We start from the raw sequence: 16,723 nt of genomic DNA on the forward strand, positions 1-16,723 counted from the left end.
CAACCCCTAGATAGATTTATTTCTTGTTTGTGTATAAAGGTTACATAAGGTACTTAAGTTTAGCTAAAGTAGGACAAGACAAAGCTTGCAGATCAATAGAATCTCGGAAATCCCAGTTAGGGAAGCATCATGAACCCGCGCCCATCTACCAAAAAATCTCAATCTAACTCATCTGACGAATCGCATGAACAACAACAAGAATTATTTCCCATTGTAGGTATAGGAGCTTCTGCGGGAGGATTAGAAGCATTTACAGAACTACTCAACCATTTGCCCACTGATACAGGCATGGGATTTGTCTTCATTCAACACTTAAGTCCCCATCAAACAAGTTTATTACCGGAAATTCTGTCTCGCACAACCTCAATGCCTGTATTGCAAGTACAAGATGGCATGGTTGTCGAACCAAATCATGTTTATGTGATTCCCCCCAATGCCATGATGACGATTTCCCAGGGGATACTCAAACTCACTCCGCGTCAAAAAATTCGCGGACAAGTGATGAGCGTTGATAAATTCTTGATATCCTTAGCAGATGATCGGGGTAGCAATGCTATTGGCGTGGTACTGTCGGGTGGGGATGCCGATGGCGCAAAGGGACTAGACATGATTAAAGGGGCTGGTGGTATTACCTTTGCTCAATGTGAGTCATCGGCAAGAGTTAGTAGTATGCCTAATACAGCTGTAGCTTCTGGTCATGTAGACTTTATCTTGACACCCCAACAAATTGCCGCAGAATTAGCCAATATTAGCTCTCATCCCTACATTAATCATCGAACGTCAGTCAAAGCAGTGGATATCATACCTGAAAGCGGAGATGCCCTGACAAATATTTTTAGTTTGCTACGAACAGTTACCGGGGTTGACTTTACTCACTACAAACAAACAACCTTAAAGCGGCGCATCCTGCGGCGGATGGTTTTGTATAGACTAGAAAATTTACAAGACTATGTGCGTTACCTGCAAGATCATCCCGCAGAAGTTGGTGCTTTATATCAAGATGTTCTCATCACTGTCACTAGCTTTTTCCGTGATCCTGAAGCTTTTGAAGCTTTGAAAACCAAAGTATTTCCAGTCATCACCAAAGAGAGAAAACCCGATACACCCATCCGCATTTGGGTAGCAGGATGTTCTACTGGTGAAGAAGCCTACTCCATAGCCATTTGTTTGCTAGAGTTTTTAAGTAATCAAGTCATTACTACATCCATTCAGATTTTTGCTACTGATATCAATGATGTAGCCATTGAAAAAGCAAGAACTGGCATTTACAAAGCGTCTCAATTAGCAGATGTTTCACCAGAAAGATTACAGCGTTTCTTTATCCCGGTAGAAGGTGGTTATCAAATTAGTAAGCCTGTGCGGGAGTTGTGTGTTTTTGCTAGACAAAACCTCATTAGTGATCCTCCATTTTCTCGACTGGATTTAATCACTTGCCGCAACGTGCTAATTTATTTGGGCAGTGCAGTACAGAAAAAGTTACTGCCCATCTTTCACTACGGTTTACAGTCAAATGGCTTTTTGATGTTAGGTACTTCTGAAACCATCGGTGAATTTACAGACTTGTTTACTTTGGTGGACAAAAAGTATAAAATTTATTCTCGTAAGCTAGCTCCGGCTCGACTAGGAATTGATTTAGTTAGCAGTAACTACCCTCTACAAATCGCTACCTCCCAACCACCATTGAACAAAGATGCCTCAGATGATTTAGAAATGCAGAAAGAGGCTGACAGGATTGTGTTAAATCAATACGCTCCAGTTGGTGTAGTAATTAACGATGATTTAGAAATTTTGCAATTTCGCGGACAAACTAGCCCTTATTTGCAACCGCCTCCAGGTAGACCGAGTTTTAATTTGCTACGAATGGCTAAAGAAGAATTACGGATAGAATTACGCACCGCTATTCATCAAGCCAAAAAACGCGGAGTAGCTGTTACCAAGGAAGGTATACAAGTTAAAGAAAATGAGCAGTTGAAGCAAGTAAGGATTAATATAGTCCCATTTCAGTCTGGTAACAGCACAGAACGCTACTTTTTAGTGATGTTTGCAGATATGCCTAGCTCAACTACAATGCTGTTAAATGCAGGTGGTAGCAATGTTAGCTCTCGGCGACGGAAAAAAACCAATAATGAAGAAGAAAATAACCAACTCAAACAGGAATTAGCCAGCACTAAAGAATATCTGCAATCAATTATTGAGGAGCAACAAGCGACAAATCAAGACCTGAGAGCAGCTAACGAAGAAATCCTCTCCAGTAACGAAGAACTACAAAGTACCAACGAAGAACTAGAAACAGCCAAGGAAGAAATTCAAGCTACTAACGAAGAACTTAACACCATCAACGACGAACTACAACGGCGTAATATTGAATCTACTCAAATCACTAACGATTTACAAAATTTCCTCAGTAGTATCAATATTCCCATTTTGATGTTAGGGGGTGATTTGCGGATTCGCCGCTTTACTCCCGCAGCCGAAACCATTTTTAATTTGATTTCCAGCGATATTGGCAGACCAATTAGTGATATTAACCACAATCTGAATATTCCTGATTTAGAAGCACAAATTTTAGAAGTAATTCGCAATTTAAATTTTAAAACCCAAGAAGTGCAAGACCACGAAGGGCATTGGTATGATTTGCGAATTAGACCTTATCGCACAATTGATAATAAAATTGATGGTGCTGTGGTGGTGTTAGTAGAAATTGATGCCCTCAAACGCAGTACGGAGAGTCTCACAGCTTCTAGAGATTATGCCCAAGCAATTGTCGATACCATGCGGGAATCTTTAGTAGTGTTGGATGTAAATTTACGGGTGATGAGTGCCAATCAATGTTTTTATGAAAAATTTCAGGTGATACCAGAAGACACAGAACAACGCCTAATTTACGAAATTGGCAATGGGCAATGGGATATTCCTTTATTGCGATCGCTCCTAGAAGATATTCTCCCCCATCAAAGCCACTTTCAAGGCCTGGAAGTTGAGCATCACTTTGAGCAAATTGGTCACAAAGTCATGTGTCTCAATGCTCGCAAAATGGTCATAGAAGACGACAGGGAAATGATTCTCTTAGTTATTGAAGACATCACCCAGCAAAAACAATTAGAAGCAGAACGCACCCAACTATTAGCCCAAGAACAATCAACCCGCAATGCCGCAGAAGTTGCCAACCGTGCCAAAGATGAATTTTTATCAATTCTCTCCCACGAACTGCGTAACCCCCTCAATTCTTTGTTAGGTTGGGCGCAGTTATTGCAAAGACCCCAAATTGACGACAATATGATGACTCAGGGGTTGCAAGCCATTGAACGCAGCGCACTAACTCAAGCTCGTCTCATTAATGATCTGTTAGATATCTCCCGCATTAGCTCAGGTAGGCTGCGTCTAGATGCCGAACCAGTTCAGTTGGTACCGATAATTGACGCTGCAACTGAGGTAGTTCGCATCTCCGCCGAAGCCAAAAACATTGAAATTGTATCGCGGTTAGATCCTGCACCTAAAACTATAGTAGGTGATGCCACCCGCTTACAGCAGGTAATTTGGAATTTACTCTCAAATGCGATTAAATTCACTCCCCAAGGCGGCAGAATTGACATTACCTTAGACTACACTGATCTTTATGCCCAGATTCAAGTGAGTGATACAGGTAAAGGTATCAATGCTGACTTTCTTCCCTATGTGTTTGAGCGATTCCGTCAAGCTGATGGTAGCAGAACTCGCTCAAATCCTGGTTTGGGGCTGGGATTGTCAATTGTACACCATTTAGTAGAACTCCACGGCGGTATAATTGAGGCAGCAAGCCTAGGAGAAGGCCAAGGGGCAACTTTTACAATCAGGCTACCTCTGCAAACTAATCTACAAGAAAATGCTGTAGCCACACCAGCGCCAGTCGTCTCCCCAAAGGAGCCAGAATTACCAACAGATAATATTCCATCCCTGGAAGGTGTGCGGGTACTTGTTGTTGAAGACGAAGCCGATATCCGCCAGTTATTTAGAATCGTGTTGGAAGATGAAGGCGTGCAAGTAACAGAAGCCGCATCAGTACAGGAAGCACTAGCCAAGCTCACAGAAAACCCTGGTGAATACGATGTCATGTTATCTGACATTGGTTTACCCAAGGAAGACGGTTATGCACTGATTCGTCAGGTGAGAAAGTTGAGTGACGAAGTTAGAGGGCAAATTCCCGCCGCCGCCCTCACCGCCTATGCTGGCTATGCAGAGCATCAAAAAGCGGTAGCAGAAGGATTCCAAATGCACCTTGCTAAACCGGTCGAACCTCCGCAACTGTTATCTGTAGTGGCTAGATTGTCCGGCAGGTTAATTGATTAACTAGGCAATAGGCACTCTTGCAATAGGTGTAAGGTGCGTCAGTGCGAGAAAACCTAACTGTACCAAGAAATTATTCATACTGACGCACCCTACTAACTGTAGAGACGTTGCATGCAACGTCTCTACAACAACCTATAAATTGCATCTTCATAAAGAAACGGTATTAGAGACTGGTATTAGAGGCTGAGAGTTGAGGCTGACATAATGGATAGCATTGCTAAGGGGAGGGTGCTGTCAGGGGGGTGGGGTATCTGTCGCAAACATTTTTTGAATTGGTATTACTTGACAACAGCCTGACTTTTTTAAGTATGAGTGATAAAATAAGTTGTAAATTTTACATTGATATAACCAAGTCTTGGTTATTCTTTAACTATGGATACACTTGCATACTTGCATCTAGCCGAGAATTACGAAGCATCTACAAATTTAGAACAAACAACAATCACTGATTCTGATTTATACATTCAGCAACCAGCTTGGGAAAATCACCGCAGTGGAGCAGTTATACTAGCAGTTTCTGTGGCTCTGGGTTCTTTGAGTTTATCTAACCCAGCTTTGGCTCTCAAAAGAGGTGACAGAAGTCCTCAAGTCATGTCCCTTCAGCAAAAATTGCAAGCTACTGGATACTTTCAGCGCCAACCCACAGGATATTTCGGTTCTTTAACAGAAACCGCCGTGATACGCTTTCAAAAAGCCAATGGTTTGACTGCTGATGGCATTGTGGGAGCCAAAACACTGGCGGCTCTAGAGTCTAGTTCTGAATTGGATACATTCACCTCATCTTCCTCCCAACCCACATCTGCTGTCACCAATGATGAGCAATTACCAGCAACATCAAAGCGAGTGCTAAAAAGAGGCGACAAAAGCTATCAAGTAATGTCTCTGCAACGACAATTGCGAACAGCCGGATATTTTGAGGAACCCATCACAGGTGATTTTGATGTAGCTACACAAGCAGCAGTGATTAAATTTCAACGAGCTAATCGGCTGATTATTGATGGTATCGCGGGGCCGCAAACATTATCTGCGCTGGAATCAAATACCAGTAAGTTAGCCTCTGCACCTTTTCTGGCTACTACCCCTGAGCCTGTGATTACAGAAAATCAGGTAGAAGTAGAACCCCAGCCTGCGACAACTCCCAGTCGTCCCCAGCGCATGAAGTTGATTAAAACTATTTCTGGGAAAATTTCACCTAAATCGGTGGTTTATTCGGGTAATGGTTTATTTTTTGCCCAAAACATGATGTATAACCACACAATCACTGTGTATAACCGGAATTATGAGTTAGTGAAAGAAATTCCTGATGCAGTCGATTTATCCAAATACGGTTATGCCAAAGTTAAAGGTAAATATAGAGGCGCTCCAGTTGAAGCTAGTTTTTCCCATAATGGCAAGTATGCTTGGGTGTCTAACTATCAAATGTATGGCCCCGGTTTTAATAACCCTGGTAGTGATAACTGTCATCCTTCTCAAAAAACAGACAAGAGTTTTTTATATCGCATTAATACAGACACTCTAGAAATTGATAGCGTTATTCAAGTTGGTTCTGTTCCCAAATATGTTGCTACTTCCGCCGATGAGCGACTGATATTAGTAAGTAACTGGTGTTCTTGGGATTTGAGCGTGGTTGATGCGGCTGAAAATCGCGAAATTCAACGGATTAAATTAGGTAGATACCCGCGCGGAATTGCCGTAGATGCTAATTCTGAAACAGCTTATGTAGCGGTGATGGGTTCTTATGATATTGCGGCAGTTTCTTTAAGAGATTTTTCAGTGAAATGGTTGAGAAATGTTGGCCAATCACCACGACATCTGAATATAGATCCTAATGGTAAGTATCTCTATGCTTCGTTAAATGGTGAAGGAAAAATTGCCAAAATTAGTTTATCTCAAAGAAAGGTAATAAATAAAATTTCTACAGGGAATGCTCCCCGTAGTATGGTTTTATCTGATGATGGTCACATACTTTATGTTGTGAACTACAAAGAAAATACCGTTAGTAAAGTGCGGACTAGGGATATGAAAGTGTTACAAAAAGTTAATGTAGATGCTAATCCCATTGGCATTACTTACGATCCCAAAACTAGAGAGGTTTGGGTAGCTTGTTATTCAGGTAACATTATGATTTTTCAAGACTAGCGAGTAGTTTCCAGAAAAAATCGCCAGTTAGCAGTAAAATATTGGGCAATTTCATTTTTGATGAGCGATCGCCTATAATGCCTCATGTTTCTTCTGCTGACTATAATGCTCAACTAGCGACTTTAAAGCGTCTGCGTCTATTGAGTCGTCTATTAGATAAAGTTGTTGCTGTTCCCGGTACACCAATTGCTCTGGGTTTAGATCCTATTCTGGGATTAATTCCGGTTGGTGGTGATGTTTTAGGACTCGTACTTGCTAGCTACATTGTGGTAGAAGCAGCCAGACTGGGAATTCCTAAAAAAACTTTAAGTAAAATGGTTGTGAATATTATTATTGATAGTTTAGTAGGTAGTATCCCGGTTTTGGGTGATATCTTTGATTTTGCTTGGACAGCCAATGAATACAATCTCAAGTTAATCGAACAACACTTAAATTTTCCGCGATCGCATCATGTTAAGTAAATAATTCCTGACTACTATTGTCGGATTTACCTCAGCCGTGATACTAATTAGACTTCTGTAAACTGCCTAAAAAATTTTAAGTTAACTCATTGATGAAAGATTGGTGGCAAGCGACTTTTCCCAAAGGGCGGCAAAGTCTGGTGATTAGTGATGTTCACGGTTATCCTGTGCAAATTGCATACGGTGAAAAAGGTGCAGGTAAACCGCTATTTTTATTACACGGCATGGGTAGTTGGAGTTACAATTGGCGTTATAGTGTAGCTCCCTTATCGCAACATTTTCGAGTCATTTGTTTTGATGCGAAAGGCTTCGGTTTTTCTGATAAACCTTGGTTGCGTCGAGAACAAAATGGACATCAAGTTATTGAATTAGCAAGAATTATTCAGGCTTTATGTGATGAACCCGCCATCATTGTCGGTGAATCTATCGGGGCATTAATTTCTTTAGCTTTGGCTCAAGAAAATCCTGAATTAATCGAGCGATTAGTCGTGATTAATGCGCCCATTTTTACCAAGCGCCTACCCCATTGGGCAATGGAAATCCTGGCTCAAACACCCCTAGAAGTAATACAAACAATTGACGATTTACGGTTAGCGTATTGGTTCGCGCCGCTAGTCCGAGAAATTATGGCCATAGAAAGGCGCAAAGTTCTATTTGATCCCTCTATTCTTACCCCAGAAGATGTTTATTGGATTACTTATCCATTTATTGAACTTCCTGGTACTCTGGTCAAAGTTGCAGAAGAATTACAGATAGCAGCACGAGAGATTAAGCATTGCCAAGCCAATAAACCCAATATGCTCAGTCAAATTCAACAGAATTTAGACCGGATAGATTGCCCTACTCTAATTTTATGGGGCGATCGCGATAGTTGGTTTCCCGCTAGTCATGGCGAAAGATTACATCAATCACTACCCAATTCCCAATTCCAGATTTTGGATAACTGCTGTCATGATGCCTCAACTGGTGCTGCCAAAGTAGTGAATCAGGCAATTTTAAAATTCCTTAAAGATACTGATTGCTTGTAAATATGTATCGATATATTTAGGGATTTTAAAAATTGAAAACTAATAAAAAAATTAACACGTTATGCAAAGAAATATTAAGCCATAAAACCCTTTTCCTTCCTGCTTTTCACCTTCTACCGTTTGTCTCCTGCCAGCTAACTCCCAAAAACAGCACAGCTGATGGCAAACATGGTATGAGATCATAAAAAAACTAAACTCAACGACACTTAGAGAAGTCCCAAGAGAATGGAAGCACGCAAGTCAACAGTTGTGATTACAGGAGCCTCTTCGGGGGTTGGTTTGTACGCCGCCAAAGCCATGGCCGACAGAAACTGGCACGTAGTTATGGCCTGTCGCGATTTGGAAAAAACCCAAAAAGCTGCCCAAGCTGTAGGAATGCCAGAAAATAGCTATACCATCATGCACATTGACTTGGCATCTTTGGAAAGTGTGCGGCAGTTTGTGAATAACTTCCGGGCTAGCGGTAAATCCTTAGATGCTTTGGTGTGCAATGCGGCTATTTATATGCCTCTCATTAAAGAGCCACTACGCAGCCCAGAAGGCTATGAATTAACCATGGCCACAAATCATCTCGGCCATTTTCTGCTGTGTAACCTCATGCTGGATGATTTGAAAAAATCATCTTCTCAAGCCAGACTGGTAATTTTAGGAACTGTCACCCATAACCCCAATGAACTGGGCGGCAAAATTCCACCTCGCCCAGACTTGGGAGATTTGCAAGGCTTTGCTGAAGGCTTCAAAGCGCCGATTACAATGGCTGACGGCAAAAAGTTTGAACCCGTGAAAGCATATAAAGATAGCAAAGTCTGCAACATCCTCACCATGCGAGAACTGCATCGGCGATATCACGACTCTACAGGAATTATCTTCAGTTCTCTATATCCTGGATGTGTAGCGACAACAGCACTATTCCGCAATCACTATCCCTTATTCCAAAAACTGTTCCCCATCTTCCAAAGATACATTACCGGCGGTTTTGTATCGGAAGAACTAGCTGGCGAACGGGTGGCAATGGTAGTTGCTGATCCTGAATACGCCAAATCCGGCGTATATTGGAGCTGGGGCAATCGTCAAAAGAAAAACCGCCAGTCATTTGTACAACAAGTCTCGCCCCAGGCTAGTGATGATACCAAAGCCAAGCGGATGTGGGATTTGAGCGAAGGCTTAGTTGGACTGACACCCGTTAGTTCACAAGCGGTTGCCAGATAGATATACGCCGGTAAAACCCCAAGCGCGGCTAACCATTAAATCTGAACTTTGAGAAAAAACTTAGGGCTGACGATTGAGGAGGTGTCAATCGAAGGCAGAAGGCAGGAGGCAGGAGGCAGAAGGAGGAAAAAGCCACCCACAAGGGGGAGCCAGTCTCGTGGGCGGGTTTCCCGACTTGAGAGAACTGGCGTTGAGCCACTGCGGTGGTGAGGTGGCGCGGTCTTGGGGGTTTCCCCCATGTTGGCGTTAGCCTTCCCGCAGGGTGCGACCACCGAAAGGGTTCCCCGGCATATAGCAAGTGGCGTTGGGGCTTGAACCCAACAAGCAGTTTTCTTCTCTTCTGCCCTCTGCCCTCTGCCCTCTGCCTTTCTTTTGTCACAATCCCTCAATCGTCCCCGCTTAATACCCCCACTCCCCACTCCCTATTCCCCACTCCCCCTTTCAATTCCCCTGACAAAAACCTCTACACAAGTTTCGATATATTCCTCACTGCTATAGCTGTTTTGCTTGAGTTTGGCATTACGGCAAAGCATCCCTGCTAGCAGCATTCCTTTAAACATATCAATGGCTGGTGCTGGATTGATGTCAGTTCTGACAGTTCCTCGCCTCTGGCATGATTCCAGATAAGCCACCAGTTTCTCCTCCAAAGGCTTGACAGCCTCTTCTATAACTTGCTTGGCTGCTTCAGGATGACGTTTGGCTTCGCCAATAAAGTTACGAATTAAGTCTTCTTGGGCTTCCAGCATCGTATTGTACATCTGGGCATAGTGCTTTAAGTCAGTTCTTAAATCCTGTGTCCATGCTTCTGGATGGGCTAGGGCTTCTGTTTGCAGTGCTAAAGCATTTTCAATTACTGCTTTTAAAAGTTGTTCTTTGCTAGCGAAGTGACGAAATAAAGTCACCTCATTCACACCAGCAACACGGGCTATTTCACGGGTAGTTGCTCCTTGAACACCAAAACGGGCAAATACCTGTGAAGCAGCTTCTATCAAACGTGTGCGAGTGAGAGCAGCCGAACGGACAGTTTTAATCATTATTTGATTTTTAGGACTTGTTTGCATTATGGATTTTTTTTAAAGAAGCAATTAATGATTTTCTTAAAATTTGGTTAAATCAAAGTTTGATGTATATCAGAAATATTAACCTTAATTACTGTGTGAGACACTATCGATACTAAAAATACAATATGGTTTTAACGCAAAGGAGCGTGGTGAACCAGCGTTGTAGGAGGGTTTCCCTCCGTAGACGACTGGTGTTAGCGCGGCGTTAGCGACGCTAGGAGCGTCACCCAAAGGGAGGTTCACGCAGAGTAAGGCAGATAGGGGTTTTATGAGAGGTTTGAGTGTCGCATTTGTCTGAAACATGATTGCACTTTCTCTATCCTAATTCTTTGCTCATCTCCATTACTGGTACTACTAACCCACTGCCTAAGTGATGCGGTACTCTTTTGATGGAAGTAAAACCCAGTCTTAAATAGAAACCTTCTGCATAAAGGCTAGCGGTTGTTACTACTCTCTCTACGCCTTGTGTAGTAGCTGTGTGGCAAAAATGCTCAACTAAAGTACGTCCAATTCCTTGCCCTTGATAATGAGGATGGACATATAGGGCAATTAATTCATCAACGATATAACTAGCAAATCCTGTAATCATGTCATGCTCTACTGCCACCCAAACAGTGTCTAATTTCAGATTTTTCAAGATATTAGCCCCATCTGGCTTATCGCGGTAATTGCGCCAAGCTAAGAGTTCTTCGCGGGTGTACCAAGTTGTTGGGAGAGCTTTAATCGCCGCTATATGGATTGCACTTATCGCCCATGCGTCTGTTGCTTGTGCAGTTCGCAGAGATATTTGCTTAGAACTCATGGTTTTTCTTCCTTGTCTCCCTTGTCTCCCTTGTCTCCCCTGCTTACACAGCGATAAAATATGTTTTTAATTGGCAGTCCTTTACTCCGGTAATCCCTGCACTTGTAACAAATCTAATTCACAGGCAAAAATTTCATCAATCGGCAACATTTGCCCATCTTGAGTCATAAATTTATGGTCTTTTGTTGCCCTAATTATTGAACCATCTTCTAAGCAATATTCAAATATTTCTTGTTGTCCGCGATTATGCCATTGAGCTATGGGCTGGGTGTAAACAATGCCATTACTAGCAACACTAAAAACTGTGCATTCAATACCTTTTTCCACAATCTCGCCGATGGGTAAAAAGCCATATTCCACTGTTAAAATTTCTGTGTCATAACTTAAACAATACTCAGCAAACTTCAACATATCATCAAATAGCTTCTCAGCTACCTGCTTTTTCACACCATTCTTAGTTGCACCATCAATAAACTTTTCTTGCTGCTTCTGCATCTCTGATACTTTCTTTTTACCCATAGCACGGCGTAACAAGTCAGCTTGACCTAATGAATAACCAGCCATATCTTGAGCAATTTTCATGATTTGCTCTTGATAAACCATGATGCCGTAGGTTTCATTTAAGATAGGTTCTAAAATCTGGCTTTCATAATCAATATTTTCTCGTCCATGTTTCCGGTTAATAAACTTAGGAATCAATCCGGCATCTAAGGGGCCTGGTCGATAAAGTGCCAAAATAGAAGAAATATCTTCAATGTTAGAGGGCTTTAAATCTCGCACTATCTGCTTCATCCCTGAAGATTCTAATTGAAATATCCCTTCTAATTCACCAGATTCTAAAAGTTCGTAAGTCTTTTGGACATCTTTGGGGAGAGTTTTATATTCACCTTTAGCTAAGATTTTTTGGGCTTTGCGTTCTTGGTTGGTAATTTCATAGGGGTCTATTGTAAAACCATGATTTTCTTGAATTAAATCAATGGTTTTCTGAATCATGGTTAAGTTCTTCAGACCCAAAAAGTCCATTTTCAACAAACCCATTGATTCTAAGTCTTCCATGAAATACTGGGTAATTACAGACCCATCATTATTTCTTTGCAAGGGAACAATTTCATCTAATGGTTCGGCAGAAATAACTACCCCGGCGGCATGAACCCCAAAGGTTTTGTTAGTACCTTCAATTCGCATAGCCATGTCAATCCAATGGCGAACTTTAGGGTCATTATCATATCTTTCTTTAAACTCTGGCTCTGGGGTTTCATTGGAAATCATCACTTTGAGTTTAGTTGGTTTCCCCCGCACCACAGGAATTAATTTCGCCATTTTATCGGCTTCCCCATAGGGAATATTTAATACTCTGGCGACATCTTTTAATACTGCTTTAGAAGTTAGACGGTTAAAGGTGATAATTTGTGCTACTCTCTCTTTACCGTATTTCTCTGTGACATAATCAATAACTTTATCCCGTTGTTCAATACAGAAATCTGTATCGATATCAGGCATGGATTTACGTTCGGGGTTTAAGAATCGCTCAAATAGTAACCCGTGATGCACTGGATCAATATTAGTAATTCCCATTGTGTAAGCGACTAATGAACCAGCCGCAGAACCCCGACCTGGCCCGACAGGAATGTTATTATCTCTAGCAAATTTGATGTAGTCCCACACAACTAAAAAGTAGGTGGAAAAACCCATCTGTTGCAACATTTTTAGTTCATATTCCAGCCTTTCTTTATAGACTTGATCTACTTCGCTGCGCGATTTACGATTTAATTTTTCTAACAGTCCTTGCCAAGCAACTTCTTCGACGTAAGTATCAGCAGTGTGACCAGCAGGAATGGGGTAATTGGGAATGCGAGGCTCACCCATAATTTGGTAAGGCTCAACTTTATCGGCAACTTCTTCAGTGGTAGCTATGGCTTCAGCAATGACATCATCGGGTAAATGATCACGAAATAACAGCCTCATTTCATCGCCAGATTTGAGATATTCTGTGCCGCTATAACGCATCCGGTTATCTTCAATAATCAGCTTGCCTGTTTGAATGCAAAGCAAAGCATCATGTGCTTCCACATCAAAACAAGAAATAAAATGAGAGTCGTTTGTAGCTATAAACTTAATATCTAACTCACGGGCAATTTTGACGATTTCAACATTAACAATGCGGTCTTCTTGAGAACCGTGGTCTTGAATTTCTAAATAAAAATCATCGCCAAAAACATTTTTATACCACTGGGCAACTTTGCGAGCAGCATCTGGTCTACCGCTCATAATTGCTTGGGGAATTTCTCCCCCTAAACAAGCACTGGTGACAATTAACCCTTCATGATACTTTTGTAATAATTCTTTATTAATACAAGGACGAGAAAAAATACCTTTACCTTGTACACCTTTGAGGTGAGAAATTGTAGTTAATTTAACTAAATTTTTGTAACCTTTAGTATTTTTTGCTAAAACAACTTGATGATATTTGGGGCGGCGTTCTTGCTTTTCAATATCGCCGTTAATGATATACATTTCGTTGCCGATAATTGGCTTAAAATTCTTACTGCGGCAGATTTTGAGCAGTTCGACAGCACCATACATGACACCATGATCAGTAACTGCGATCGCTTTCATCCCTAGTTCAATAGCCCGATCAATCAAATCTGGTAGCTGACTTGCGCCATCCAGCAGACTGTAATCACTGTGAATGTGTAAAGGTACAAAAGACATATAGTTCCCCCAGCACAAACCAAACCTTGGTGCGCCAGATTGTATCCAGCAACGGGATACTAGATTAACGCGTTTACAGAATTTTCACTTCCGAAGACCATGTGTCAAGAGATACATTAATCAATAGTTATCCTCTGAATTCCCAATCCCCAGTCCCCAATCCCCAAAACGCAAAAAGCCACGTTCTATAGACGAGGCTTAGTGTGTAGCAGTTGGGCAAAATTTAATGCTGTTGTGGCCCTTTGGCATCACATTCTTTATTCCAACACCGTTTTAAAAGTCCAATTCGCCAGCTATAGGCAAAACGACGAGGATTGAGTTCTAATTTAGAATCACGGCTAAATAAAGGTTGGTTGAGATACTGCCAAAGAGGAAATTTAATTTTGTTGTGTTTATCAGCCATAAGATGAACAAAATAAAATAAAAACAGTGTTGCAACAGTTAGAACTTAGGAAAAACACTACCAGATACTAATTTTCTTGTTAAAGATGCCATGATACACATTCATTTGTCCTGGTGGCAATTGCGGAATTTTACGTAAATATTTCTGCCACATTTGTCAGACTGGCTATTCCGCCTAAAGTTCCCTGTCAGAGTATTTATACTTATAGTAACGGTAGGTAAAATAGATGCTAAGAATAAGTCAAGTATAAAAAACTTAATTTCTGCCCTGGATATACTTATCATCACAGTCGCAATCATAGAAATCAATAGGGTTAACATCAAACTTTATGATGTTGACAGATATAATTTTTGATGTGTTTATGTTTAAAAATTAACCTATTGGTATTAGTTATACGCAGTTGCATTCAGATAGAAATTAGGGAATAGTCAGCAATCATTACTACCCCCTAATACTAAGTTCAAATATAGGAATCCGGTTTGATTACTGTTCGTGTAACGTGGCGTAGCCAAATGATTTGCGTAGGTAGGCAATAGGCACTCTTGCAATAGGCACTCTTGCAATAGGAAAGAAGGGAAGTAGGGGTGTACTGAGTTTTTATGCGCTAGCGCAGGCTACGCCAACAAAAATCAAATATGAGTCCTATAGTTACCGCTACAGTAATTCAAAGCGGGCTTGAAAGAAGCGGAGATATTTTGGCTCGTAAATCATTTGCATTCCACCCAGGCGATCGCGATTGTAATATACTTCATCAACGGCTTCGGCTGTTAAATCCATGTGGGCTTGTGTATAAACACGCCGGGGAATCGTCAAACGCACCAGTTCTAAATCTGGATAGTAATGATCACCAGTATCTTTATTTCGTCCGGCGGAGACAATACCCCGTTCCATTGTGCGAATTCCAGCTTCTACATACAGTTCTGCTGCTAATCGTTGGGCGGGAAATTGATCTTGGGGGATGTGGGGTAAAAAGCGTTTAGCATCTAAATAAATTGCATGACCACCAATAGGCATGACAATGGGAATATTCCAATCTAGTAATTTGTTGCCTAGATATTCGATTTGTCCCACACGGGCCCGAATATGATCGTCTTGTACTGATTCCTCAATACCCCGCGCCATTGCTTCCATATCTCGCCCAGCCATACCGCCATAGGTATGTAATCCTTCGTAGATAACTACGCGATTCCGGGCTTCTTCATAGATATTGGGATCATTGAGAGCTAGCCAACCACCGATATTAACTAGAGCATCTTTCTTGCCGCTCATCGTACAACCGTCAGTGTAAGAGCAGAATTCCCGTAAGATAGTAGCGATCGCCTGATGACGATAACCCTCTTCCCGTTGCTGAATAAAGTAAGCATTTTCCACAGCACGGGTAGCATCTAGAATTACCAAAATACCGTAGTTTTGGGCTATCTGGTAGACTTCCCGCATATTCGCCATAGAAATCGGCTGTCCACCAGCCATATTCACAGTACCGGCAACACTAATATAAGGGATGCGTTCTGCACCGACTTGCCGAATTAAATCTGTCAGCTTTTCTAAGTCGATATTACCCTTGAATGGGTGGAGAGATTTAGAATCATGGGCTTCATCAATAATCACATCGACAAATGTGCCGCCGGCTAACTCTTGATGCAGCCTCGTAGTAGTGAAATACATATTGCCGGGTATGTAGTCACCTGGCTTGATGAGAATTTGGGACAGAATATTTTCTGCACCCCTTCCTTGGTGAGTGGGGACAAGATAACGATAACCGTAATACTTTTGGATATTTGCTTCTAAGTGATAAAAATTTTTGCTGCCTGCGTAGGCTTCATCACCTAGCATCATCCCTGCCCACTGATAGTCACTCATCGCACCTGTACCGCTATCAGTGAGTAAGTCTATGTAGACATCTTCAGAGCGTAATAAAAAAGTATTGTAACCAGCTTCGGCGATCGCCTGCTCTCGTTCCCCACGGGAAGTAATTTTTAACGGCTCAACCACTTTGATTTTGTATGGTTCAGCCCAAGAACGCCGGCGGCGTGGGGAAGTATGCTTCATATCAGTCACAGATTCATTACTCCTATATCCAGACTGGTGTTAGTTGCATACTATTTTGGTGTCCACAATCTCTAGTGGCAAATACTGTTACAAATATTGCTATTACTCTTCATACATTTAACGTATTTTAATTGCGTGAGCCTCACGGGGTTTTGCTCATCTGCTTTTTATCAAGGTTAAGGCAGCATTAAGATTCTTTTCAAAATTGCCAAACTGAGAAACTGTAACATTTTTGTATAAGAAAATAAATATAGGCATCAACAAATATCTTTTTGTAAAGTTTTGTTTTAATCTCAGCTAGAAAATATCTTTATTTCTAGCTGGATTAATTTATCTAATTACAGCGCAATACTTTCACATCTAAATTTAAGCATCATCGGAGGTTATAACATGGCAGTTCGGAATAACCTAGTTACTAATTTATGGCAGAAAGTCAGCCAAGATTCAGTTAGTTGGGGTTCTTTGGCTCTTTGGATTAGTGGTTTAGTTGTCCTTTTACTAATTTTGACAAGATTTTCTCATCTGTATTAGTA

At 41.5% G+C, this 16,723-nt stretch carries 11 protein-coding genes; 6 read left to right on the forward strand and 5 right to left on the reverse strand.

Annotation, left to right across the window (positions count from 1 at the left end; genetic code table 11):
• Positions 1-129 precede the first annotated feature (129 nt).
• From NOS7524_RS10055 to NOS7524_RS10075, 5 genes are all read left to right on the forward strand, one after another.
• A complete protein-coding gene (locus NOS7524_RS10055) occupies positions 130-4,326 on the forward strand; it encodes a CheR family methyltransferase (protein WP_015138368.1) in 4,197 nt (1,398 codons plus the stop codon).
• A gap of 372 nt (positions 4,327-4,698) precedes the next feature.
• Positions 4,699-6,465, forward strand: a complete 1,767-nt coding sequence (locus NOS7524_RS10060; protein WP_015138369.1) for a peptidoglycan-binding protein — start codon at positions 4,699-4,701, stop codon at positions 6,463-6,465.
• 41 nt (positions 6,466-6,506) lie between these two features.
• Positions 6,507-6,926, forward strand: coding sequence for a DUF4112 domain-containing protein (locus tag NOS7524_RS10065; protein ID WP_235622417.1), 420 nt, complete (start codon positions 6,507-6,509; stop codon positions 6,924-6,926).
• Positions 6,927-7,018: 92 nt separating this feature from the next.
• The gene (locus tag NOS7524_RS10070) at positions 7,019-7,954 is read left to right on the forward strand and encodes an alpha/beta fold hydrolase (RefSeq protein WP_015138371.1); all 936 of its coding nucleotides are present in this window, start codon (positions 7,019-7,021) and stop codon (positions 7,952-7,954) included.
• A gap of 225 nt (positions 7,955-8,179) precedes the next feature.
• Complete coding sequence (locus NOS7524_RS10075) at positions 8,180-9,163, forward strand: protochlorophyllide reductase (protein ID WP_015138372.1); 984 nt, start codon at positions 8,180-8,182, stop codon at positions 9,161-9,163.
• A 422-nt stretch (positions 9,164-9,585) separates the two neighbouring features.
• On the opposite strand, the gene NOS7524_RS10085 is transcribed toward NOS7524_RS10075, so the two are convergent.
• The 5 genes from NOS7524_RS10085 to NOS7524_RS10105 form a co-directional block, all read right to left on the reverse strand.
• The gene (locus tag NOS7524_RS10085) at positions 9,586-10,197 is read right to left on the reverse strand and encodes a TetR/AcrR family transcriptional regulator (protein ID WP_041555672.1); all 612 of its coding nucleotides are present in this window, start codon (positions 10,195-10,197) and stop codon (positions 9,586-9,588) included.
• 343 nt (positions 10,198-10,540) lie between these two features.
• The gene (locus NOS7524_RS10090; protein ID WP_015138375.1) at positions 10,541-11,026 is read right to left on the reverse strand and encodes a GNAT family N-acetyltransferase; all 486 of its coding nucleotides are present in this window, start codon (positions 11,024-11,026) and stop codon (positions 10,541-10,543) included.
• 81 nt (positions 11,027-11,107) lie between these two features.
• On the reverse strand, positions 11,108-13,738 hold the full coding sequence (locus tag NOS7524_RS10095) for a trans-splicing intein-formed DNA polymerase III subunit alpha N-terminal partner DnaE-N (protein WP_015138376.1): 2,631 nt from the start codon (positions 13,736-13,738) through the stop codon (positions 11,108-11,110).
• Positions 13,739-13,961: 223 nt separating this feature from the next.
• Complete coding sequence (locus tag NOS7524_RS10100; protein WP_015138377.1) at positions 13,962-14,141, reverse strand: hypothetical protein; 180 nt, start codon at positions 14,139-14,141, stop codon at positions 13,962-13,964.
• 654 nt (positions 14,142-14,795) lie between these two features.
• Positions 14,796-16,190: a tyrosine phenol-lyase gene (locus NOS7524_RS10105; protein WP_041555268.1), complete on the reverse strand. Its 1,395-nt coding sequence runs from the start codon at positions 16,188-16,190 to the stop codon at positions 14,796-14,798.
• A 390-nt stretch (positions 16,191-16,580) separates the two neighbouring features.
• Here NOS7524_RS10105 and NOS7524_RS29945 point away from each other — a divergent pair, with 390 nt between their 5' ends.
• The gene (locus NOS7524_RS29945) at positions 16,581-16,721 is read left to right on the forward strand and encodes a hypothetical protein (protein ID WP_015138379.1); all 141 of its coding nucleotides are present in this window, start codon (positions 16,581-16,583) and stop codon (positions 16,719-16,721) included.
• Positions 16,722-16,723: the final 2 nt, after the last annotated feature.

Origin of the sequence: Nostoc sp. PCC 7524 (assembly GCF_000316645.1) — a bacterium.
Lineage (GTDB): Bacteria > Cyanobacteriota > Cyanobacteriia > Cyanobacteriales > Nostocaceae > Trichormus.